Origin of the sequence: Pseudomonas sp. P9_31, assembly GCF_034008235.1 — a bacterium.
Lineage (GTDB): Bacteria > Pseudomonadota > Gammaproteobacteria > Pseudomonadales > Pseudomonadaceae > Aquipseudomonas.
Genome location: NZ_CP125375.1, coordinates 1,932,449 through 1,953,667, shown reverse-complemented (window position 1 = coordinate 1,953,667; position 21,219 = coordinate 1,932,449). Strand labels below are relative to the sequence as shown.

Below are 21,219 nucleotides of genomic sequence, written 5' to 3'. Positions count from 1 at the left end.
TTCTCCATGGGCGCAAGCATTCTCACCGCGAAGAACCTCAGCAAAGTGGTTCCCAGCGCGGAAGGTGAACTGACTATCCTGCACGAACTCAGCCTGGAACTGAACAAGGGCGACAGCCTGGCCATCGTTGGCGCCTCCGGTTCCGGCAAATCCACCCTCCTCGGCCTGCTGGCCGGTCTCGACCTGCCGAGCAGCGGCGAAGTCACTCTCGCCGGCCAAGGCCTGAGCAATCTCGACGAAGACCAGCGCGCGCGCATCCGCGCCGAGCATGTGGGTTTTGTCTTCCAGTCCTTTCAACTGCTCGACAGCCTCAACGCCCTGGAAAACGTCATGCTGCCGCTGGAACTCGATGGCCGCAAAGACGCCCGTGAGCGCGCCACCGAACTGCTGCAACGGGTCGGCCTGGGTCAACGCCTTACCCATTCGCCACGCCAGCTCTCCGGTGGCGAGCAGCAACGCGTAGCGATTGCCCGTGCATTTGCCGCAGAACCCGACGTGCTGTTCGCCGATGAACCCACCGGCAACCTCGACAGCCACACCGGCGAGCGCATCAGCGATCTGCTGTTCGAACTCAACCAGGAAAGCGGCACGACCCTGGTGCTGGTAACCCACGACGAACGCCTGGCTCATCGCTGCCGGCGCCTGATCCGCCTTGAAGCCGGCCTGCTGGTCGCCCCTCTGGAGCCTTGATGGCACGCTTGCCGCTGTTGCGCCTTTTCAGTCTCGCCATTCGCCAACTGCTGCGCGATGCCCGCGCCGGTGAGTTGCGCGTGTTGTTTTTCGCCTTGCTGGTGGCCGTGGCGGCGAGTACCGCCATCGGTTACTTCGGTGCCCGCCTGAACGGCGCGATGATGCTACGCGCCACCGAGTTTCTCGGTGCCGACCTGGTACTCGAAGGCAGCTCACCGGCACGACCGGAACAGGTAAGGAGTGGCACAGAGCTGGGCCTTGAGCACGCTCAGGTGGTGGAGTTTTCCAGCGTCATCGCCACCGACAACGGCATTCAGCTGTCCAGCATCAAAGCCGCCGATGACGTCTACCCGTTGCGTGGCGAACTGAAAAGCGCCCCCGCACCCTTCGCGCCGCAAGAGCCCGGTGGCGGTCCGAAACCCGGCGAAGCCTGGGTCGAAGCACGACTGCTGACCGCGCTGGACTTGAAGATCGGTGACAGCATCGACGTTGGCATGAAAACCCTGAAACTGATGCGGGTGCTGACCTACGAACCGGATCGCGCCGGCAACTTCTACAGTTTGACGCCACGGGTGCTGATCAACCTTAGCGACCTTGAGGCGACCGGCGTGGTGCAACCCGGCAGCCGGGTCAGTTACCGCGAACTCTGGCGCGGCAACGCCCAGGCGCTGGAAACCTATCGTCAACTGATCAAGCCCGGCCTGGCCGCCAACCAGCGCATCCAGGATGCCCGCGATGGCAATCGGCAGATCGGCGGCGCCCTGGGCAAGGCCGAGCGTTATTTGAACATGGCCAGTCTGGTGGCGGTGCTGCTGTCCGGTGTCGCGGTAGCGTTGTCGGCGACACGCTTCGCCACCCGCCGATTCGATGCCAGCGCGTTGCTGCGCTGCCTGGGCCTGTCCCGTCGGGAAACCATGGTGCTGTTCAGCCTGCAACTGACGGTACTCGGACTGCTCGCCAGCATCAGCGGCGCCCTGCTTGGCTGGCTGGCACAGCTCGGGCTGTTTGCGCTGCTACGTGATTTACTACCGACCGATGTTCCACCGGGAGGCCTGTTTCCCGCAATCGCCGGGATCGGCACCGGGCTGGTCGCGCTCGCCGGTTTCGCCCTGCCGCCACTCGCCGCTTTGGGTCGAGTGCCGCCGTTACGGGTGTTGCGTCGCGACATGCTGCCGATTCCGTCCAGCACCTGGATGGTCTATGGCGCGGCATTGGGCGCCCTCGGCCTGATCATGTGGCGCCTGAGCCTCGATCTGGTGCTGACCTTCGCCCTGCTGGGCGGCGGTGTGATCGCGGCGCTGGTGCTGGGCGGTTTGCTCTTGCTGCTACTGAAGAGCCTGCGCCGGATGCTCGCGCGCGCCTCATTGCCATGGCGTCTGGGGCTGGGTCAATTGCTGCGTCATCCACTGGCGGCGGCGGGTCAGTCCCTGGCTTTCGGCTTGATTCTGCTGTCCATGGCATTGATCGCTTTGCTGCGCGGCGAGTTGCTCGACACCTGGCAAAACCAGTTGCCGAAAAATGCCCCGAACTATTTCGCCCTGAACATTCTGCCGGCGGACAAACAGGCCTTTACCGATCGACTGATGGCGTTGTCGGCCCAATCGGCGCCGCTGTACCCGGTAGTGCCGGGACGGCTGATCAGCATCAATGGCGAACCGGTGCAAGACATCGTCAGCAAGGACTCGGCCGGTGATCGAGCCATTCAACGCGACCTGAGCCTGACCTGGGCGGCAGACCTGCCGGCCGGCAATAAACTCACCGTCGGCAACTGGTGGGAGCAGCAACCGACGGATGAAATACCCGGTGTATCGGTGGAAGGTAAAGTCGCCGAAAGCCTCAAACTCAAGCTTGGCGACCACATGGTGTTTACCGTCGGCGGGGTCAATCGGGAGGCGAAAGTCACCAGCCTGCGGGAGATCAACTGGGACAACTTCCAGCCTAACTTTTTCATGATTTTCCAGCCTGGCACCCTGAAGGACTTGCCGGCGACCTACCTGACCAGCTTCTATCTGGCAGCCGGCCACGATCAGCAGATCGTCGACCTGTCCCGCAGCTTTCCGGCAGTGACCATTCTGCAAGTCGAAGCCTTGCTGGAGCAGCTGCGAAGCATCCTCGCCCAAGTGACCCTGGCGGTGGAATACGTGCTGTTGTTCGTATTGGCGGCGGGGATGGCGGTGTTGTTCTCCGGCTTGCAGGCAACCCTCGATGAACGCATTCGCCAAGGCGCGTTGCTGCGAGCACTAGGCGCCGAGCGGCAGTTGCTGGTCACTGCCCGGAGGATCGAGTTCGGTTTGCTCGGCGCGGTCAGCGGGTTATTGGCTGCACTGGGATCGGAACTGGTGAGCCTGGTGCTCTACCGCTACGCCTTCGACCTGCCCTGGCATCCGCATCCATGGCTGTTGGTGTTGCCGATGATCGGCGCCGTGCTGATCGGCGGTGCCGGTGTGTTCGGCACCCGCCGCGCCTTGAACGCCAGCCCGCTGACAGTCTTGCGCGAGGGTTGATAAACTCAGACCCAAGTACTCAACCACAAGAAGTTGCCATGAGCCGTTATCGCCCTCCCCGCACCGCTGGCACCGCGCTGATCACCCCCGAAGGTGAAGCGCGGATGCGGGCCGAGTTTCATGAGCTATGGCATGTACGCCGACCGCAAGTGACGCAGTCGGTCAGCGAGGCGGCGGCACAGGGCGATCGCTCGGAAAACGCCGAGTACACCTACGGCAAAAAGATGTTGCGCGAGATCGACAGTCGCGTGCGCTTTCTGACCAAACGCCTGGAAGCCCTCAAGGTCGTCAGCGAGAAGCCCAGCGATCCGAACAAGGTCTACTTTGGCGCCTGGGTCACGATTGAAGATGAGGACGGCAAAGAGTCGCGCTATCGCATCGTCGGCCCGGATGAGCTGGATTTGAAACAGAACCTGATCAGCATCGACTCGCCGCTGGCCCGCGCCTTGATCGGCAAGGCGCTGGACGCCGAAGTGCGCGTGCAGACGCCAACCGGTGAGCAGTGCGTGTATATCGTGGCGATCGAGTATTTTTGAGCCGCGGCGCTCTGAGCCTCAACGGCGGGCAATCAGCCCTTGGCGCGCGACGCGAGTGAGCTGCCTGATCACTTCAGGCGCATCTTCGGCGCTGGGCGCCTGAATCACCGCCAGATCGAAGCTGTCATTGGCAAACCGTGCCAGTGACTCGCCGTCGTCGACAAACTGAATGAGGAAGGCTGCGGGCCCGCCGGTGCGACGTGGCCAGCCATCGAGGTAACGCAACAGCGTCGGCTGATGTTTACCGCCAAGCAGGATTTTTGGATTGCGTTGGGTGAGGTGTGCCGTGATCGGCGCGGGGCGTACAACAGGGCTTAATGCATTCATTGTGTCGTGTCTCTGCCTCAAAAGTCTGCATGGCAGGTGAGAGGCAACACCGAACCAGCGCTTTAGCGGTATTTCGAAGCCTGTTCCAAGCTTCTATCGGCAACTGAATGAGTCACCTGGCGCCCCGCAAGTAGCTGTTTAAATCGGCGCATGGGCAGCATCCTAGAGAAGCTGACCGGACAGTGTCAAGAATCACCAGCAACAAAAAAGGCCTGCACGTGCGTCGCACAATGCTGGCCTTTTCGTTGAACCAGAGCGGTCAGTTGGTGATGGCGCGGTCTACCGACAGCTTGCCTGCACCTTCGATCAGTACCGCGAGGCTGCCGCCGAGCAAGGCCAGGGCGAATTCATAACCGTTGTTGGCCATGAACAGACCGTTGCTGATATGCACCGAAAAGATCGCAACCAGCGAGAGGAAGCTCAGCCCCAGCGCCGCCGGGCGCGTCAGCAGGCCGATGATCAGTGCCAGACCACCGAAGAACTCGGTACCACCCGCCAGGATCGCCATCAGGTGACCCGGCGCCAATCCGATGCTTTCCATGTACTGCGCGGTACCGGCAATGCCATAACCGCCGAACATGCCAAAGAGTTTCTGTGAGCCGTGGGCCGCGAAGATGATGCCGACGAAGATCCGCAGAATCGTCAGGCCGTAGCCCGCGCGGGTAGACAGTACCTTGTTGATCAGTGTGCTCATGCTGTGTCATCCATTGTGAGTGTGTGTTGGTTGGCCGCCATATTAATCAGATAATTTCATGTTAAAAGCGCAAAAAACGCACCATAACAATCAGTTTAGCCGATCATTTCCGTGAGGCAACTTTCTGCCCCTGGGGCTCCAACGACTCCCGCTCCCGATCGAACGCCAGGTAATACTTGTTCACGCTATTAACATAGCTGACAGCGCCCATTCCCACTTGCTCCATGGCAATACGCTCGACCTGGAAGAACCACTGGTTAGGATTCAAGCCCCGCCGCCGAGCCTCGGCGCGCATGCCCTGGACCCGCTCCGGCCCCATGTTGTAGGCCGCTAGCACAAACGCCATACGCTCGCGCTCGTTGAGTTTGGGGCTGGCAAAAAACTTGCGGCGAATCATCGCCAGGTACTTGGCCCCGGCCTGCACATTGGCGTCGAGATTCTGGATGTTACTGACGCCAACCCGCTGGGCAGCGGACGGGGTGATTTGCATCAGGCCAGTGGGGCCGCTGCCGCTTCTGGCGTTGGGTTGCAACGCCGATTCCTTGAAGGCCAGGGCCGCCAGATTGAGCCAGTCCATGCCCTCGGCGTCAGCGTGCTTTTGCAGCACCGGTCGAAGTTTCTCCAGACACTGCCGATCGGCCTTGGCCAGGGGATAGTGCACTTGATACAGGCGCCGGTAGATCCGCAGGAACGCTGCATCCTGGTCCGACGGCTTCTTGTAGGTGGTCAGGAAGCGATCGATGCTCGCCCGCAGCATTGAGGCATCGCGGCGCACGAACCAGTATTCCTCGCCCGGCTCGCTGATGAGGACCTGTCGATCGAAGCGCAACTTGGGCAGGATCTTGCCCCAGCGCTCGGCAATCGGTTGCTCGACGATCGTCAGATGAAAGATTCCGCCCTGAACCATTTCCAGCACGTCCTCGACGGCCAGACTTGGATCGACCCACTCGATCTTCACCGGGGGCAATTTGTGCAATGCGAGCTTCTGATTGATCTGACTGACCGCATCCCCGGCGGCACTGCCGGTGGGCAGCGCGAGGGTTTTGCCCGAGAGTTGTTCGAGACGGGTGTAATGTCGTTCGCCTTTGATCCCCACCAACAGCAACGGCACATTGCTGGCAATCGGTTCACTGGCGCTGACCGCGTGGCCCGATTGCGGATCGAGCAATTCCCCCGGCGCGACCAGATCCCCCTCCCCGCGCTGCAACGCGCCGAGCAGTTGATCCTTGGCTTTGGGAATGATTTTGAGGGTGATCTCCTGGCCGTCACGGGCATGGCCATTGAGGTATTGCTCGAAAGCCCGCAGGCGATGGTATTCGACGCCGATGGTCTGGCCCTGGACTTCGCCGGAGCTGTTGCGGCTCTGGTTGACCAGTACCCGCAGCACGCGACTGCTGCGAATCTCCGACAGGTCGCGGACCTTGGCCGCGGGCACGGCTTGCAACGGCCCGGCCAGACGCGCAACCACCGGCATCGGCAGCAGCAACGAACAACACAGCAGTAGCAAAACCGAGGGACGTGTCATCCACTCTCCGGAAAGAATACTGGCCAACTTCATGGTGATTTCATGATGTCGGGCGACAGAAACAGAGCGCTGGAAGCGCTGGCAAAGTGCGAGAGAGTGGCACAGTGATGGCATTTCTACCAACCCAACCTGTCTCGCGGCCTCAACAGACAGCTTTAACTCGTTGTAGTTCTTGGTTTTTCTTATAAATCTACAGCTCTGATATGCTTTCCGGCCTTTGGTCCGAGGTAGCACCATGCAACTCATCGATATCGGCGTCAACCTGACCAACCCCAGTTTTGCCGACAAACACCGGGCTGTACTCGACCGCGCCTATGCTGCCGGGGTCTGCCAACTGGTGCTCACCGGGACCAGCGTCGAGGGCAGCGAACAGGCCCTGGAGCTGTGCCTGCAACTGGACGAAAGCGCTCAGCGGCTGTTCGCCACGGCCGGCATTCATCCACACTCGGCCAGTGACTGGAACGCCGACAGCGCCCAGCGTCTGCGCAGTTTGCTCAAGGAACCGAACATGGTGGCCGTGGGTGAATGCGGCCTCGATTTCAATCGTGATTTCTCGCCCCGCCCGCAGCAGGAAAAAGTCCTCGAAGAGCATCTGGCGATGGCGGTCGAGCTGCAACTGCCGGTGTTCCTGCACGAGCGCGACGCCAGCCAACGGTTGCTGGAGATCCTGCGCGACTATCGCGATCAATTGCCGGCTGCCGTGGTGCACTGCTTCACCGGTGAAAAAAAGGCGCTGTTCAGCTATCTCGACCTGGATTTGCACATCGGCATCACCGGCTGGATCTGCGACGAGCGCCGGGGCACGCACCTGCATCCGTTGGTCAAAGAGATTAAACGCGGGCGCTTGATGCTGGAGAGCGATGCGCCGTATCTGCTGCCGCGCAGTCTGCGACCCAAGCCGAAGAACGGTCGCAACGAGCCGGCGTATCTGACCGAAGTGTTGCGTGAAGTCGCGTTGCATCGCGGTGAAAGCCTGGAAGACCTGGCGAACCACACCACAGCATGCGCACGGACATTCTTCGGTCTGCCCTCAATCCCCCAATAACCACACATCCCCCTGTGGGAGCGAGCCTGCTCGCGATGGTGGCACCTGCAGCATTCATGTTGCTGACAGACCGCTATCGCGAGCGGGCTCGCTCCCACATTTGGATAGGCTGCGCTCGTTGACCTGCATCAACATCTGAATCCCTGAATAGCGGCACAATAATGGCACCTTGCCAAAACTGTTTCCGCTATCAGAGAAGACCTCCATGGGTGCCTGGCTTAGCAACATCTCGCTGAAATACAAATTCTGGGCGGTCAACGCCGTCGCCTTCGTCACCACCCTGTTGCTGGTGCTGTACGCCGTGCAGCTCGAACAACAGGCCCGCAGCCACGCCGCCCAGGCTTCGGCCCAGGCCCAGGCGCGATTGCTCAACGCCTGGCCTGCCGGGCAGCCGCTGCCCAAGGCCGACAACCTGCTGGCTTTCAGTCGCGGGCAGGCGCCGTTGCTGAACGGACAACCGCTGCTGGAGCTGACCGATACCCGTGGTTGGGTAGAGATCAATGCCATGCCGCTGTTCGGGGAAAATCCGTTGATGGGCGCCGAGGTGTTCACTCGCCCCGACGGTCAACAGGTCGCGGTGATTGCCTACGGTCCAAGCCTGAGCCAGGTGTTCAGCGAACGCTTCACTCACTACGCAGTGGCGGTGTTCATCCTGATGCTGGCCATGCTCGGCGCGTCGCAACTGTTGATCCGCTTCCTGCTCAGCCAGCTCAACACCTTGAAAGACGTGATGCTCCACGTCGAGAAAAGCGGTGACCTGTCGGCCCGTGTGCCACTGGCTTGCAAGGATGAAGTCGGGCAGATGGCCAACGCCTTCAATGCCATGCAGGCCGGTTACCAGCGGGTGGTCAACACCGTCGCCAGCACCGCCCGGCAACTGGATGTCGGCGCCGCGCGGCTGGCCTCGAGCATGAACGAAGTGCGTCACGGCATGCTCGGTCAGCAAAGCGAAACCGATCAAGCCGCCACGGCGATCAACGAAATGACCGCCACCGTCCATCACATCGCCCAACACGCCAGCGCCACCCGCGACCTCTCGCAAACCGCCGACACCCTGGCCGGCAGCGGCCAGGAAGTGGTCACGCGGGTACAGAAATCAATTGGCGGGTTGTCCACCGGCGTGCAGCAAACGGCCGAGATGATTCAGCGACTGGCCGAAGACAGCCAGAAGATCAACGGCGTGGTCAGCGTGATCCACAGCATCGCGGAACAGACCAACCTGCTGGCCCTTAACGCCGCCATCGAAGCGGCCCGGGCCGGTGAGATGGGGCGCGGCTTTGCGGTGGTCGCCGATGAAGTGCGCAACCTGGCCAAACGCGTCCAGGCGTCCACCGACGAGATCACCACCATGGTTTCAGCGCTGCAGGCCGGCACTCGGGACGCAGTGGACTTTATGCAGGAAAGTTCGTACAAGGCGGACGACTGCATGCAGCAGGCTCAGGAAGCCAGTGTGGCCCTGGCCGAAATCACCGGTGCGGTGGCGCAGATGCGTGAAAGCAATACGCAGATCGCTGTGGCGGCCGAGCAGCAGAGTCATGTGGCCGAAGAAATGAATCGGGCGGTGGTGAGCATTCGCGACGTGACCGAGAACACCGTGCAGCAGACCGTGAATTCGGCGATCACCAGCAATGAGTTGGCGATGTTGGCCGGGGAATTGAGCAAGGCCATCGGGCAGCTGAAACTGTGACGGCCCCATCGCGGGCAAGCCCCCTCCCACAGGATTAGCGCTATTTCAAAATTTGCGCATTACCTGTGGGAGCGGGCTTGCCCGCGAAGGCGTCAGCCCGGTCAACATCAATATTGCCCATGACCCCTATCACTTCGATAGCCAGCCTTGATTCGCCGACGGCTTTCGCCCGACCTATCCTTTGTTCATGAGCCTCAACGAACCAAGGATAAGCATCATGGGTAAACGTCACCCCAACCTTCCCGCCTGGCAATGGCGAGCGTACCCGCACAATCACCAGCACCCGACCAATCTGGTGTTGCACCTGATTGCCGTGCCGTTGTTCATCGTGGCGTTTTTGCTGATGGTCTCGGGGGTGTTCAGCCTGGATCTGGCGAGCGTCGCGATCGGTGTCATCGGCCTGCTCGCCGCCCTGGGCCTGCAGCGTCACGGTCACAGCCTGGAGGCGCAAGCCTCCGAACCATTCAGTGATCGCAAAGACGCCGTATCACGCTTGCTGGTCGAGCAGTTCCTGACCTTCCCACGATTTTTCTTCAGTGGCGGCTGGTGGCGCGCCTGGCGTGAGCGGCACCGTCGCCATCGCTGATCAGGCGAAAATCGTGACGGTCTGCCGACTCATGGCGATCAACTGACCGTCTTCGCTCCACAGTTTCGCGGCGGCGTGTCCGTAGCCGTCTGCGGCATGCTCGATGTCCACCAGGTACTTGCACCAGTCCAGCGTGCTCAACGCAAGCAACGGCTGGACGAATTCGATGGTCCAGGTCAGCGTGCTGCCCGCCGCCGGTTTCTTCAGGTGCGACAACAAGGCCGGCGGCCAAGCGTCGACCAGCGCCAGAATATGCGCCTCGCTGACCGCCTCGCCCTCGCCCTCCCCATCCCCATCCCCATCCCCATCCCCACGCAAGCGCACCCATCCCCCCATGTCCCGTGATTTGTTACCGGTGAACGGCATGCCACCAACACTCCAGCGCATGGCCAGGTAACGCATGAATTCCGGGGTCACGCCTTTGAGGTACGGCAGTTCCTGGCAGTCGTCCCAGTGCTTCATCTCGGGAGCCGGGTTGGCCGTGACGACCACTTCGGACGGTCGCGAGGCACCGAAGCTACCCTGGACCAACGTCACCACTTGCCCCTTCTGCAGAGCCCGGCCCAGCACCTGGCTGACGGCTTTGCCTTCACGCAATACATCGACTTCAAAACTGACCGGCACATCGGGCTCGACCGGGCCGACAAAGGTGATTGCCAGCGAGCGCACCGGGCGATCCGCCGGGACTTTTGCGCGCATGGCTTCGTACTGCAAGGCGGCTATCAGCCCCCCAAAACTCGCCCGCCCCTGGCCCCATTCGGCCGGAATAGACACTTCCTGCGGCTGGCTGCGAACAGCGTCGAGCAGATCGGAAAAGCGCATGGGAACCTCAGAGACAGGGAAATGGATGGAGCGATCTTAACCAGCCCGCAAGGCAGGCACAGCGCTTATTCCGGCCAAAATCACTGACAGATGAGCCGTACCTGACAGGAACACACAAACTAATGTGGAAGCGGGCTTGCTCGCGAAGAGGGCACAACATTCAACGCCTATGTTGAATGTCAGACCGCTTTCGCGAGCAAGCCCACATTGGGTTTGTGGGGGGTTCAGGATTTGAAGCAGGCGGCGCTGAGTTTGTCGAGAACGCGGTCGGCGCGCTCTTCGGCCTTGGCCATGGTGGTTTTCCAGGTGGCAACACACGGCTGCAAATCGGGCTCTTCCCGGGCGCGGGCCAGCCACTGCCAGCTGTCGTGCCAATCGCCCAACGCCGCCTGGGCCGACTTCAGTCTGGGCAGGGCCGCTTCCGGCAAACGATCCAGTTCGGGGTAGGCTTCGATGCCATAGCGCACGCGCTTGATCAGCAGACGCAGACGATGGCGGTCATGGGCCGGGTCATGCAGGGCCTGATCGAGTTTCTTCCATTGTTTGGCCAAGCGTTTTTCGATGCGTTTGCGCAAGCCCTTGAGCAAGCCCTGGCGCTGAGAGGCCCGCAGGAAACGCGGAAACGCGTCAAGGATCATCAGCAACTGTGCCAGCTCCGGGCTCGTCGCCACCGCTGGATAAGCCTCGGCCATCCGCGCCATGCGCCGGTGCGCGGCCTCGGGTTGATCGTGCTGGAGCAAGTACGCCGCCAGCACTTCACGATCGCGCAACGGTGTGGTCAGTTGGCCGACCCGGGACGACGCCGCCTCCAGCTGTTCGACCCCGGGCAAACCGCGCAAGGGCCGCAGCAGGCTGCGCAACCGGCGCACAGTGGTGCGCAGGTCGTGCAGCGCTTCCGAGTCGGTACGGACACTCAAGCGAGCCTGACAGGCCAGCAAACGGACCTCCAGGCCCACTACATGAGCCACCAACCGATCAACCAAGGCCGACATCGCGTGCTCCCTGAATCGAATTGCCCCAAGTACGCTCCATCATGCCTCAACGGCCGGCGCGGGACTCACGAATGTAGAAGCGGGCCTTCTCGGCCTTCCTGGAGCAGCCCTCGTAGGCTTCGAATTGCTGCTGGGTCTTGGCACCAGTCAGCAACGACAGCGCCTTGGAGTAGCTGACGGTCCCGGCGAAGCCCTCGACCTTGGCCAGGTCCAGTTCATGCCAGGCGGCGTCGAGCTGGCTACCGCAGCTGTCACGGTAAGCGGTTTTACCGGCACAACCGGCCAGTGCCAGGGCAATCATCGGCACACAGATCCAGGCTTTCATCACTCACACCTCAAAGATAGGTAAACAGTCGTGCAGGTAAGACCGCTCTGGCGCGGGAAAAGTGCCTTGTACCTGCTGTGGAAACTATAGCGCTCGCGAGAATACCCATTCACCTTCCCGGAGTATCAAAAAACGACGCACTGGCCCTGTCGAACGACCGTAGCGATTGAAGCGTGCCCCTCGATGGGTGCATTGTTGAGCCTTGTCAGAGAGGTCGATTCATGAAAAAGCGTGTCGCACTGGTGTTGGGCTCGGGTGGCGCCCGGGGCTACGCCCATATTGGCGTCATTGAAGAAATCGAACGGCGCGGCTACGACATCGCCTGCATCGCCGGTTGTTCCATGGGCGCGGTGGTCGGCGGGATCTATGCCGCCGGTAAACTCAACGATTATCGCGACTGGATCGAGAGCCTGGATTACCTCGACGTGTTGCGTCTGGTGGACGTCAGCTTTCGCCTGGGCGCGATCCGCGGGGAGAAGGTCTTCGGGCAGATCCGCAAGATCGTCGGCGAGATCAATATCGAAGACCTGCGCATTCCCTATACGGCCGTGGCCACGGACCTGACCAACCAGCAGGAAATCTGGTTCCAGGAAGGTTGTCTGCACCAGGCCATGCGCGCCTCGGCGGCGATTCCCAGCCTGTTCACGCCCGTGATGCAGGGCAATCGAATGCTGGTGGACGGCGGTATCCTCAATCCGTTGCCGATCGTGCCAGTGGTGTCGAGCCATTGCGACCTGATCATCGCGGTCAACCTCAACTCCACCAACCAGCGTCACTATCAATTGCCGGTGATTCAGCGCCCCGCGGCGTTCAGGTCTCGGTTCGACAGCCTGATCAACTCGCTGGGTTCGAAGATGCCATTCCGCCGTAAACAGGCCGAACAATTGCTGCTGCTGGAAAAAGAAGCGTTGATGGCAGAAGCCGCCGAGATCAACCCGTGGATCGAATCCGCCGAGCCCCAAGCCCAGCAACCGGCGGCGGCCCCGGAAAGCAATGGCGCACCAAAGTCCGCCACCGGGTCGATCATCATCGACAATGTGGGGCCGGCGTCCTTGCTGGACCTGATCAACCAGAGTTTCGAGGTGATGCAGACGTCATTGGCGCAGTACAAGATTGCCGGGTATCCGCCGGATATCCTGATCAACGTGCCCAAGCGGGTGTGCCGGTTTTTCGAGTTTTACAAGGCGCCGGAGTTGATCGCGCTGGGGCGCGAGATCGCGCGCGATACGCTGGATCGGTATGAGAATGAGCGGGAATCTTGAGGTTCTCGGGTGAATCAAAGGGCCCCATCGCGAGCAGGCTCGCTCCCACAGGGATTTAAGTGATACACAAATTTTGTGTCCACCGAAGATCAAATGTGGGAGCGAGCCTGCTCGCGATGGGGCCAGAAAATTCACCACAAAACCTAAAGGCTACCCTCACTCAACAACCGATACCCAACCCCCGCCTCGGTGACGATGAACCGTGGCTGAGTCGGATCGTCCGCCAGTTTCTGTCGCAAGTGCCCCACCACTATCCGCAGATAGTGGCTGTCTTCTGTGTGGGTCGGCCCCCAGATGTCCTTGAGCAATTGCTGCTGGGTGATGACCCGCCCCGGGTGCCGTGCCAGTTGCGCCAGCACGGCGTATTCCTTGCGCGTCAGCGCCACTTCGGCGCCGTCCAATAGCACCCGGCGATAAGCCAGGTCCACGGTGAGCGGGCCGAAATAGAGCGCCGCTTCCTGGGCCTCTCCCGTCGGTGCCTGACGCAACAAGGCGCGCACGCGGGCCAGAAATTCCTGGATGCCGAACGGCTTGGTCACGTAGTCGTTGGCGCCACCGTCCAGGGCTTGGACTTTCTGCCCTTCGCTGGCGCGCACCGAGAGCACCAGCACTGGCACCGTCGACCATTCGCGAAACTCGCGCAGCACCTGTTGGCCGTCCATGTCCGGGAGGCCGAGGTCGAGCACCAGCAGGTCGGGTTTGTTCAACGCGGCCTGGGCCAGGCCTTCCGTGCCGGTGCCGGCTTCCAGCACTTTGTAGCCTTGGGAGGCCAGGCTGATGCGCAGGAATTTGCGGATCTGCGGTTCGTCGTCGATGACCAAAATGGTCGCGGTCTGGCTCATGAATTCACATCAACACAAAGAGGTGGCAAGAGAGTAGCGCAGGCGGGTTCAGGCTTCACTGTCCAATCCCGGCTGAGTCTGCAACGGCAGGTGCAGCGTGATGCAGGTGCCGCGCCCTTCAATACCGTCGGCGATGCTGATCCGCCCGCCATGGGCACCGACCATGCCCTGACAGATCGCCAGCCCCAGCCCGGTGCCCTGCCCGCCGCGATCGCCGCGCGCGGCGGTGTAGAACATGTCGAAAACCTTCGCCCGTTCCTCCTCCGGAATCCCCGGCCCCTCATCGCTCACCGAAAAAAACAATTCGCTGTCAGTGGTGCCGGCACGCAATTCAAGACGCCCGTGGGGCGGTGAGAAACGTGCGGCGTTTTCCAGCACGTTGACCAGTGCTTGTTCGATCAACGCGGCATGCACATAGAGCAGCGGCAGCTCGGCCGGCACTTCGGTAATGACTTGCAACGACGCCAGCACCGCGCGCAGACGATTGAGCGAACTGCCGACGATGTCTGCCGGCGACACCCAGTCCCGCGCCAGCTTCAGGGCGCCGTGACCGAGGCGAGTCATGTCCAGCAGGTTTTGAATGTAGCGATCCAGCCGTTCGGCTTCATCACGGGTGCCTTCGAGCAGTTCGCGGCGGTCCGCAAGCGGAATCGCCTCGCCCAGCGCCAGCAGGCTGTCGATGCTGCCGCGCATGGAAGTCAGCGGTGTACGCAAATCGTGGGACACCGAGGCCAGCAGCGCGCTGCGCAGTTGCTCGGTTTCGCCATGCAAGCGCGCCGCTTCAAGGTCATCGGCCAGTTGCGCCCGGGCCAACGCCTGGGCCAGCGGTTGGCTCAGCGCGGTCAGCAAACGCCGACGCTGGCCACTCAGGGTCTGGCCCTCTTTGGCACACACGCCGAGCAGCGCCAGCGGCCCGTCGTCCACCGACAACGGCCACCACCACCAGCGCCCGAACGGCAAGGTACCGGTGCCCGCGCCGGCCGGTTGGTCGTGTTGCCAGGCCCAATCGGCGGCGGCGCGCTCGGCTTCGGAAAACTCCAGCGGCCCACCGGTTTCGACTTTCCAGCCGCTCTGTCCATCGCGATTGAGCAGGCACAGTTTCAGGTCGGTCCAGCCATTGAGGTGCTGCGCCGCAGCGCTGACCACCGCCTGACGGTCGGTGGCGGCGGTGAGTTTGCGCGACAGGTCGAGCAGTTCGCTGGTTTCTTCCTGAGTGTCGCGCAACGCCTGCAATTGCCGCCGTTGTCGCGCCGCCAGGTTGCCGGTGAGGGCCGCCATCAACAGGAAGAACAGCAAGGTCAGCACGTCTTCTTCGCGCTGGATGGCAAATGAGAATTTCGGTGGAATGAACAGAAAGTCATAGGTCAGAAACGACAGCGCCGCGCAGGCCAGCGCCGGGCCGAGGCTGCTGCGCACCGCCACCAGCAACACCGCCGCGAGGAACACCAGCGAAATGTTGGGCAACGGCAAAACGCTCGACACCGCCCAAGCCAGGGCACTGGCGAGCAGCGTCGCCACCAGCGCCAACGCGTAGTCGAACCAGACCAGCGATTGCGCCGAGCGTTGGCGCGGCTGATGCTGTTCGTGATCGCTGTCGAGCACGTTGATTTCCAGCCCGCGGGCATCACGCAGTAAACGTGAGGCCAGACCACCGCCGAACAACCGTCGACGCAAACGCTGGCGGGACTGCCCCACCAATATCAGACTGGCGCGACGTTCGGCGGCGTGCTGGATCAAGGTTTTCACCACCTCACCGGCGCGCAGCAACACCACTTCCCCCCCGAGGCGTTCGGCCAGTTGCTGAGCGTTTTGCAGGCGCAGGCGCGACTGCTCGTCGCGCACGCGGCCGTTGTCCACATGCACCAGGCTCCACGGCAGATGCCGGCGCTGGGCGACGCGACTGGCGTGACGCACCAGACGCTCGGCCTGAGCATCGCCATCGACCCCCACCAGCAAACGACCGCGCACGGCCGGTGCGGCCTGTCCCAACTGGCGATAACCCTGGGCCAGATCGTCATCGACTTGAGCCGCAGCGGTTTGCATCGCCAGTTCGCGCAGGGCGGTGAGGTTGGTCTGGGTGAAGAATGCATCGATGGCCGCCCGCGCCTGCTCCGGCACGTAGACTTTGCCGTCGCGCAGACGCTCCAGCAATTCACGCGGCGGCAGGTCGATCAACAGCAGTTCGTAGGCTTCTTGCAACACCCAGTCCGGCAGGGTTTCGCGCACCTGTACGCCGGTGATGCCGCGCACCTGATCGTTGAGACTTTCCAGATGCTGGACGTTGACCGTGGTGAACACGTCGATGCCGGCGGCCAGCAGCTCCTGGATGTCTTGCCAGCGTTTGGTGTGACGACTGCCGGGGGCATTGCTGTGGGCCAGTTCGTCGACCAGCACCAGTTTCGGTTTGGCGGCGAGCAAGCCGTCGAGGTCCATTTCTTCGAGCATCACACCGCGGTATTCCGAGCGCACCAACGGTTGCTGCGGTAAACCCGCGAGTAGCGCTTCGGTTTCGGCGCGGCCGTGGGTTTCAACAACCCCGGCCATGACTTTCACGCCCTGACGCAGTTGAGTGTGGGCAGCTTGCAGCATGGCGTAGGTCTTGCCGACGCCCGGGGCCGCGCCAAGGAACACCTTGAGCCGGCCACGGCCATCGCGGGGCAGGTCTGCTAACAGCGCATCGGCGCGGCCGGAGTCACTCATGCTTGAAGCTCTCTTTTTTCAGATGTTGATGTGGTGCCTTTGAGCCGTCATCGCGAGCAGGCTCGCTCCCACAATTAGATAGCTGTCGTACGCACAATTTGTGGTCAACGAAGATCCCCTGTGGGAGCGAGCCTGCTCGCGATTGCCAGCGCCACCGACTTACAACTTTTCCAACGCCCTATTCAACGCCAACACATTCACCACCGGCGGCCCCACCAACGGCTGCTCGATGTGCGCGTCCAGCAGTTGTTCAAGCGTAGTCACCGGCAGATTGCGTGCCGCCGCGACACGCGCCAGTTGATAGGCAATCGCGGCCGGTGGCAAGTGCGGATCGAGGCCGCTGCCGGAAGTGGTCAGCAAGGCCAACGGCACCGGGCCCTGGCCTGGCACCTGCAATTTATTGGCCTCGTCGATAACCCGAGTGGCCAGCGCCGGATTGCTCGGCGAGAAGTTGCTGGCGCTGCTCGACACGGTGGCAAAGGCACCGGCCGATGGCCGTGGATGGAACCAGGCGTCGCCGACGAAATCCTGGGCGATCAGCGACGAGCCGCGGACCTTGCCGTCAGCGTCGCGCACCAGGCTGCCATTGGCCTGGTCCGGGAAGGCAACCTGGGCGACGCCGGTCACCACCAAGGGATAGGCGACGCCGGTGATCAGGGTCATCAGCACTAGCAGGCTCAGGGCCGGACGTATCAGTGTGGACATTTCAAAATCCTCGATTCGAAGAATACTCATCACTCGGAAGGCACACATCACCTGTGGCGAGGGAGCTTGCTCCCGCTCGGCTGCGCAGCAGTCGTAAACCCGGTGAATGCGCTGTGCCTGAATAAACACGGTGGCCTGAGGTGGGGCCGCTTCGCAGCCCTGCGGGAGCAAGCTCCCTCGCCACAAAAAGCCCCTGCCTCAAGCAACAACCGCTAAACCAGATGCAACGCCGTCAGCAACATGTCGATCGCCTTGATCCCCACGAACGGCACCAGAATCCCGCCCAGTCCATAGATCAGCAGATTGCGCCGCAGCAACGCCGCCGCACTCGCCGCTTGAACTCGCACCCCCCGCAGCGCCAATGGAATCAGCACGACGATGATCAAGGCGTTGAACACAATCGCCGAGAGAATCGCGCTCTGCGGACTGCTCAGGTGCATGACGTTGAGCACACCCAGTTGGGGATAGATCGAGGCGAACAGCGCGGGCAGGATCGCGAAGTACTTGGCCACATCGTTGGCGATGGAAAAGGTGGTGAGCGCACCGCGGGTCACCAGCAACTCCTTGCCGATTTGCACCACATCCAGCAGCTTGGTCGGGTCGCTGTCGAGGTCGACCATGTTGGCCGCCTCGCGCGCCGCTTGCGTACCGTCGTTCATCGCCATACCGACGTCCGCCTGGGCCAGGGCCGGGGCGTCGTTGGCGCCGTCGCCGCACATGGCAACCAGCCGACCGTCGTTCTGCTCATGGCGAATGCGCGCCAGTTTTTTCTCCGGCGTGGCTTCGGCCAGCACATCATCCACGCCCGCTTCGGCGGCAATCGCGGCGGCGGTCAGCGGGTTGTCACCGGTCACCATGACGGTGCGAATCCCCAGTTTGCGCAGCTCGGCGAAACGCTCACGAATACCGGGTTTAACCACGTCCTTGAGGTGAATGACACCGAGCAATTTGCCGTCGGCGCACACCAGCAACGGCGTACCACCGCTCTGAGCGATCTTGTCGATTTCCCGGGACAGAGGTGCTGCCAGATCGGCGCGTTTCAGGCCGACGAAGGCCAGCAGCGAATCCACCGCGCCCTTGCGATAGACCCGGCCCTGATAGTCGACACCGGACAGGCGGGTTTCCGCGCTGAACGGCACAGCGGTCAGCAGCTCGGCGGACGGCTCGGGTTGCGGGTGAAGGCCGCGCAGGTAGTCGACGATGGATTTGCCTTCAGCCGTGTCATCGGCCAGGGAAGCGAACAACGCACCTTCGGCCAGTTCCCTGGCGCTGACGCCAGGCGCGGCATAGACCGCGGAGCAGCGACGATTGCCGAAGGTGATGGTGCCGGTCTTGTCCAGCAGCAGGACGTGTACGTCACCCGCCGCTTCCACGGCGCGACCGGATTTGGCGATCACGTTCAGTCGCACCAGGCGGTCCATACCGGCAATCCCGATGGCCGACAGCAAGCCACCAATGGTGGTCGGAATCAGCGTCACCAATAGCGCCACCAGGAACACCAGCGGCAGGTTGCCGTTGGCGAAGTGGGCGAACGGTTGCAGGGTCACTACCACCAGCAGAAAGATCAGGGTCAGGCCGATCAGCAGGATATCCAGCGCGACTTCGTTGGGGGTTTTCTGGCGTTTGGCGCCTTCGACCAGCGCGATCATGCGGTCCAGGGTCGACTCGCCGGGGTTGGCAGTGATGCGCACCAGCAGCCAATCGGACACCAATCGAGTGTTGCCGGTGACGGCCGAGCGGTCGCCGCCGGACTCGCGAATCACGGGGGCCGATTCACCGGTAATCGCCGCTTCATTGACCGCCGCGATGCCCTCGATCACCTCGCCGTCACCGGGAATCATCTCCCCCGCTTCGACGCGCACCACATCGCCCTTGCGCAGGCTGGTGGCGGGCACCACCTGGAAGCTGCCATTGGCATTTTTGCGCCGGGCGCTCAAGCCTTCGCTGCCGGCCTTGAGGCTGTCTGCGCGGGCCTTGCCGCGACCTTCGGCCAGTGCTTCGGCGAAGTTGGCGAACAGCACGGTGAACCACAGCCACAACGCGATTTGCGCGGCGACGAAGGTCGACACGGCAGTGTCGGGAATGAAGCACAGCACGGTGGTGAGGATCGCGGTCAGTTCCACCACCAGCATCACCGGCGCACGCTGCAATTGCCGTGGGTCGAGCTTGACGAACGCTTGCACCAGCGCCGGGCGCCAGAGGGCCGAGATCGCAGTTTTCGGTTGTTCCGGCGCCTTGACGACGGCGGCTTTCGTTGCGGGCATATTCATCATTGACTCCTTAGAAGCCCAGGCTCAGGTGTTCAGCAATAGGACCCAGCGCCAAAGTCGGCAGGAAGGTCAAACCACCCACCAGCAAAATGGTCACGGTCAGCAAGGTCACGAACAGCGGGCCATGGGTCGGGAAGCTGTTCTGACCGATAGGGGCGGTTTTCTTCATCGCCAGGCTGCCGGCCAGGGCCAGTACCGGAAGGATGTAGCCGAAGCGCCCGATCAACATGCCCAGCCCCAGCATCAGGTTGTGGAACGCGGTGTTCGCCCCGAAGCCACCAAACGCCGAACCGTTGTTGGCACTGGCCGAGGTGTAGGCATAAAGCAACTGGCTAAAACCGTGAGCGCCGGGGTTGCTCACCGCCGCCACCGGGCCAGGCAAGCTGGCGGCAATCGCCCCCAGCACCAGCACGCCCACCGGCATCACCAACAAGGTCACCACCAGCAACTGAACTTCCTTCGCTTGCAGTTTCTTGCCAAGGTATTCCGGGGTGCGGCCGATCATCAGCCCGGCGAGGAACACCGCGATCAGCACGTTAAGCAACATGCCGTAGAGCCCGGCGCCGACGCCGCCGAAGATCACTTCGCCGACCATCATGTTGACCATCGCGACCATGCCGCTCAGCGGGTTGAGGCTGTCGTGCATGCCGTTGACCGAACCGTTCGACGCCGCGGTAGTGGTGACCGACCACAGCACGGTGGCGGTGGTGCCAAAGCGCGCTTCCTTGCCTTCCAGCGGCGCGGTCTGTTCGACGGCGACGTTGGCCAGGGTCGGATTGGGTTGATATTCAGCCCACAACGACGTCGCACCGCCGATCAAAAACAACGCCAGCATGCAGGCGATGATCGCGCGGCTCTGACGCAGGTCTTTCACGTAATGGCCAAAAGTGAACACCAGTGCCACCGGGATCAGAATGATCGAGGCGACTTCGAACAGGTTGCTCCACGCCGTCGGGTTCTCGAACGGGTGCGCCGAGTTGACGCCGAAGAAGCCACCGCCGTTGGTGCCCAGTTGCTTGATCGCGATTTGGCTGGCAGCCGGGCCGAGCGGGATCACCTGATCGACGCCCTGCATGGTCACGGCATTCACATACTGCGCGAAGGTTTGCGGCACACCCTGCCACACCAGGTACAGCGCCAGCAGTAAGCACAATGGCAACAGCCCGTAGAGGGTGGCGCGAGTCATGTCGACCCAGAAGTTGCCCAGGGTTTTGGTCGACTTGCGACCAATGCCGCGACACAGCGCAACCAACACCGCCAAACCAGTGGCGGCGCTGACGAAGTTCTGCACGGTGAGGCCGACCATCTGGCTCAAGTAGCTCAGGGATGCTTCGCCGCTGTAAGCCTGCCAGTTGGTGTTGGTCATGAAGCTGACAGCGGTGTTGAACGCCAGCGTCCACTCTTGACCCGGCAGGTTTTGCGGGTTCAGCGGCAAGTGGTCCTGAAACAGCAGGATCGCGAACAACAGCAAAAAGCCCGCGAGGTTGAACGCGAGCAAGGCCAGGGTGTATTTCTGCCAGCTCTGCTCGGCCTGCGGATCGACGCCGGCCACCCGATAGCAACCACGCTCCACCGGGCCAAGAATCGGCGAAAGCCAGGTGCGCTGCCCTTCCATCACCTTGTAGTAGAAGCGCCCCAGAAACGGTGCCGGAATCAGCACCACGGCGAAGAAGGCGAGGATCAGCCAATAGTCATAACTGTGCATAG

At 62.1% G+C, this 21,219-nt stretch carries 18 protein-coding genes; 7 read left to right on the top strand and 11 right to left on the bottom strand.

What is annotated here, in order from left to right:
• Positions 1-6: 6 nt before the first annotated feature.
• Genes QMK51_RS08860 through greB form a run of 3 tightly spaced genes read left to right on the top strand, consistent with a single transcriptional unit; the run spans position 7 to position 3,730 of the window.
• Positions 7-690, top strand: a complete 684-nt coding sequence (locus QMK51_RS08860) for an ABC transporter ATP-binding protein (RefSeq protein WP_007899869.1) — start codon at positions 7-9, stop codon at positions 688-690.
• Entirely contained in the window at positions 690-3,194 is a 2,505-nt protein-coding gene (locus QMK51_RS08855) for an ABC transporter permease (protein ID WP_320393777.1), read from the top strand. Before QMK51_RS08860 ends, QMK51_RS08855 begins: the two co-directional genes overlap by 1 nt.
• A 38-nt stretch (positions 3,195-3,232) precedes the next feature.
• Positions 3,233-3,730: a transcription elongation factor GreB gene (gene greB / locus QMK51_RS08850; protein WP_258699790.1), complete on the top strand. Its 498-nt coding sequence runs from the start codon at positions 3,233-3,235 to the stop codon at positions 3,728-3,730.
• An 18-nt stretch (positions 3,731-3,748) separates the two neighbouring features.
• Here the strand turns inward: greB and QMK51_RS08845 are convergent, their stop codons facing one another.
• The 3 genes from QMK51_RS08845 to QMK51_RS08835 form a co-directional block, all read right to left on the bottom strand.
• Positions 3,749-4,057, bottom strand: coding sequence for a class I SAM-dependent methyltransferase (locus QMK51_RS08845; RefSeq protein ID WP_258699789.1), 309 nt, complete (start codon positions 4,055-4,057; stop codon positions 3,749-3,751).
• 259 nt (positions 4,058-4,316) lie between these two features.
• Positions 4,317-4,751: a DoxX family protein gene (locus tag QMK51_RS08840; protein WP_258699788.1), complete on the bottom strand. Its 435-nt coding sequence runs from the start codon at positions 4,749-4,751 to the stop codon at positions 4,317-4,319.
• Between the two features lie 103 nt (positions 4,752-4,854).
• A complete protein-coding gene (locus QMK51_RS08835; RefSeq protein WP_320393776.1) occupies positions 4,855-6,276 on the bottom strand; it encodes a transglycosylase SLT domain-containing protein in 1,422 nt (473 codons plus the stop codon).
• 235 nt (positions 6,277-6,511) lie between these two features.
• On the opposite strand from QMK51_RS08835, the gene QMK51_RS08830 reads away from it, so the two are divergent.
• The 3 genes from QMK51_RS08830 to QMK51_RS08820 all read left to right on the top strand — a co-directional run bounded on the left by QMK51_RS08830 (position 6,512) and on the right by QMK51_RS08820 (position 9,594).
• A complete protein-coding gene (locus QMK51_RS08830) occupies positions 6,512-7,321 on the top strand; it encodes a TatD family hydrolase (RefSeq protein ID WP_320393775.1) in 810 nt (269 codons plus the stop codon).
• 205 nt (positions 7,322-7,526) lie between these two features.
• The gene (locus tag QMK51_RS08825; protein ID WP_320393774.1) at positions 7,527-9,008 is read left to right on the top strand and encodes a methyl-accepting chemotaxis protein; all 1,482 of its coding nucleotides are present in this window, start codon (positions 7,527-7,529) and stop codon (positions 9,006-9,008) included.
• A gap of 217 nt (positions 9,009-9,225) precedes the next feature.
• Positions 9,226-9,594: a terminase gene (locus tag QMK51_RS08820; protein ID WP_258699783.1), complete on the top strand. Its 369-nt coding sequence runs from the start codon at positions 9,226-9,228 to the stop codon at positions 9,592-9,594.
• Here the strand turns inward: QMK51_RS08820 and QMK51_RS08815 are convergent, their stop codons facing one another.
• The 3 genes from QMK51_RS08815 to QMK51_RS08805 form a co-directional block, all read right to left on the bottom strand.
• Positions 9,595-10,416 carry a thioesterase family protein gene (locus tag QMK51_RS08815; protein ID WP_320393773.1) on the bottom strand — a complete coding sequence of 274 codons (822 nt, stop codon included), beginning with the start codon at positions 10,414-10,416 and terminating at the stop codon, positions 9,595-9,597. It lies immediately after the preceding gene.
• 224 nt (positions 10,417-10,640) lie between these two features.
• Entirely contained in the window at positions 10,641-11,408 is a 768-nt protein-coding gene (locus QMK51_RS08810; protein WP_320393772.1) for a CHAD domain-containing protein, read from the bottom strand.
• Positions 11,409-11,454: 46 nt separating this feature from the next.
• A complete protein-coding gene (locus tag QMK51_RS08805; protein WP_258699722.1) occupies positions 11,455-11,733 on the bottom strand; it encodes a hypothetical protein in 279 nt (92 codons plus the stop codon).
• A gap of 221 nt (positions 11,734-11,954) precedes the next feature.
• Between QMK51_RS08805 and QMK51_RS08800 the strand changes: the two genes are divergently transcribed.
• On the top strand, positions 11,955-12,995 hold the full coding sequence (locus QMK51_RS08800) for a patatin-like phospholipase family protein (RefSeq protein WP_320393771.1): 1,041 nt from the start codon (positions 11,955-11,957) through the stop codon (positions 12,993-12,995).
• Positions 12,996-13,138: 143 nt separating this feature from the next.
• Here the strand turns inward: QMK51_RS08800 and QMK51_RS08795 are convergent, their stop codons facing one another.
• The 5 genes from QMK51_RS08795 to kdpA all read right to left on the bottom strand — a co-directional run bounded on the left by QMK51_RS08795 (position 13,139) and on the right by kdpA (position 21,217).
• Positions 13,139-13,837, bottom strand: a complete 699-nt coding sequence (locus QMK51_RS08795) for a response regulator (RefSeq protein WP_320393770.1) — start codon at positions 13,835-13,837, stop codon at positions 13,139-13,141.
• A 48-nt stretch (positions 13,838-13,885) separates the two neighbouring features.
• Complete coding sequence (locus tag QMK51_RS08790) at positions 13,886-16,537, bottom strand: sensor histidine kinase KdpD (RefSeq protein ID WP_320393769.1); 2,652 nt, start codon at positions 16,535-16,537, stop codon at positions 13,886-13,888.
• Between the two features lie 159 nt (positions 16,538-16,696).
• The gene (gene kdpC, locus QMK51_RS08785; RefSeq protein ID WP_320393768.1) at positions 16,697-17,242 is read right to left on the bottom strand and encodes a potassium-transporting ATPase subunit KdpC; all 546 of its coding nucleotides are present in this window, start codon (positions 17,240-17,242) and stop codon (positions 16,697-16,699) included.
• 212 nt (positions 17,243-17,454) lie between these two features.
• Positions 17,455-19,512, bottom strand: coding sequence for a potassium-transporting ATPase subunit KdpB (gene kdpB / locus QMK51_RS08780; RefSeq protein WP_320393767.1), 2,058 nt, complete (start codon positions 19,510-19,512; stop codon positions 17,455-17,457).
• Positions 19,513-19,522: 10 nt separating this feature from the next.
• On the bottom strand, positions 19,523-21,217 hold the full coding sequence (kdpA, locus tag QMK51_RS08775) for a potassium-transporting ATPase subunit KdpA (RefSeq protein ID WP_320393766.1): 1,695 nt from the start codon (positions 21,215-21,217) through the stop codon (positions 19,523-19,525).
• Between the last annotated feature and the right edge of the window lie 2 nt (positions 21,218-21,219).

Coding starts and splice junctions, on each gene's coding strand:
- QMK51_RS08815 (WP_320393773.1), bottom strand. CDS start 10,416: ATGCGCTTTTCCGATCTGCTCGACGCTGTTCGCAGCCAGCCGCAGGAA.
- QMK51_RS08820 (WP_258699783.1), top strand. CDS start 9,226: ATGGGTAAACGTCACCCCAACCTTCCCGCCTGGCAATGGCGAGCGTAC.
- QMK51_RS08825 (WP_320393774.1), top strand. CDS start 7,527: ATGGGTGCCTGGCTTAGCAACATCTCGCTGAAATACAAATTCTGGGCG.
- QMK51_RS08855 (WP_320393777.1), top strand. CDS start 690: ATGGCACGCTTGCCGCTGTTGCGCCTTTTCAGTCTCGCCATTCGCCAA.
- QMK51_RS08800 (WP_320393771.1), top strand. CDS start 11,955: ATGAAAAAGCGTGTCGCACTGGTGTTGGGCTCGGGTGGCGCCCGGGGC.
- greB (WP_258699790.1), top strand. CDS start 3,233: ATGAGCCGTTATCGCCCTCCCCGCACCGCTGGCACCGCGCTGATCACC.
- QMK51_RS08830 (WP_320393775.1), top strand. CDS start 6,512: ATGCAACTCATCGATATCGGCGTCAACCTGACCAACCCCAGTTTTGCC.
- kdpC (WP_320393768.1), bottom strand. CDS start 17,242: ATGTCCACACTGATACGTCCGGCCCTGAGCCTGCTAGTGCTGATGACC.
- QMK51_RS08840 (WP_258699788.1), bottom strand. CDS start 4,751: ATGAGCACACTGATCAACAAGGTACTGTCTACCCGCGCGGGCTACGGC.
- QMK51_RS08805 (WP_258699722.1), bottom strand. CDS start 11,733: ATGAAAGCCTGGATCTGTGTGCCGATGATTGCCCTGGCACTGGCCGGT.
- QMK51_RS08845 (WP_258699789.1), bottom strand. CDS start 4,057: ATGAATGCATTAAGCCCTGTTGTACGCCCCGCGCCGATCACGGCACAC.
- QMK51_RS08790 (WP_320393769.1), bottom strand. CDS start 16,537: ATGAGTGACTCCGGCCGCGCCGATGCGCTGTTAGCAGACCTGCCCCGC.
- QMK51_RS08810 (WP_320393772.1), bottom strand. CDS start 11,408: ATGTCGGCCTTGGTTGATCGGTTGGTGGCTCATGTAGTGGGCCTGGAG.
- kdpA (WP_320393766.1), bottom strand. CDS start 21,217: ATGCACAGTTATGACTATTGGCTGATCCTCGCCTTCTTCGCCGTGGTG.
- kdpB (WP_320393767.1), bottom strand. CDS start 19,512: ATGAATATGCCCGCAACGAAAGCCGCCGTCGTCAAGGCGCCGGAACAA.
- QMK51_RS08795 (WP_320393770.1), bottom strand. CDS start 13,837: ATGAGCCAGACCGCGACCATTTTGGTCATCGACGACGAACCGCAGATC.
- QMK51_RS08835 (WP_320393776.1), bottom strand. CDS start 6,276: ATGACACGTCCCTCGGTTTTGCTACTGCTGTGTTGTTCGTTGCTGCTG.
- QMK51_RS08860 (WP_007899869.1), top strand. CDS start 7: ATGGGCGCAAGCATTCTCACCGCGAAGAACCTCAGCAAAGTGGTTCCC.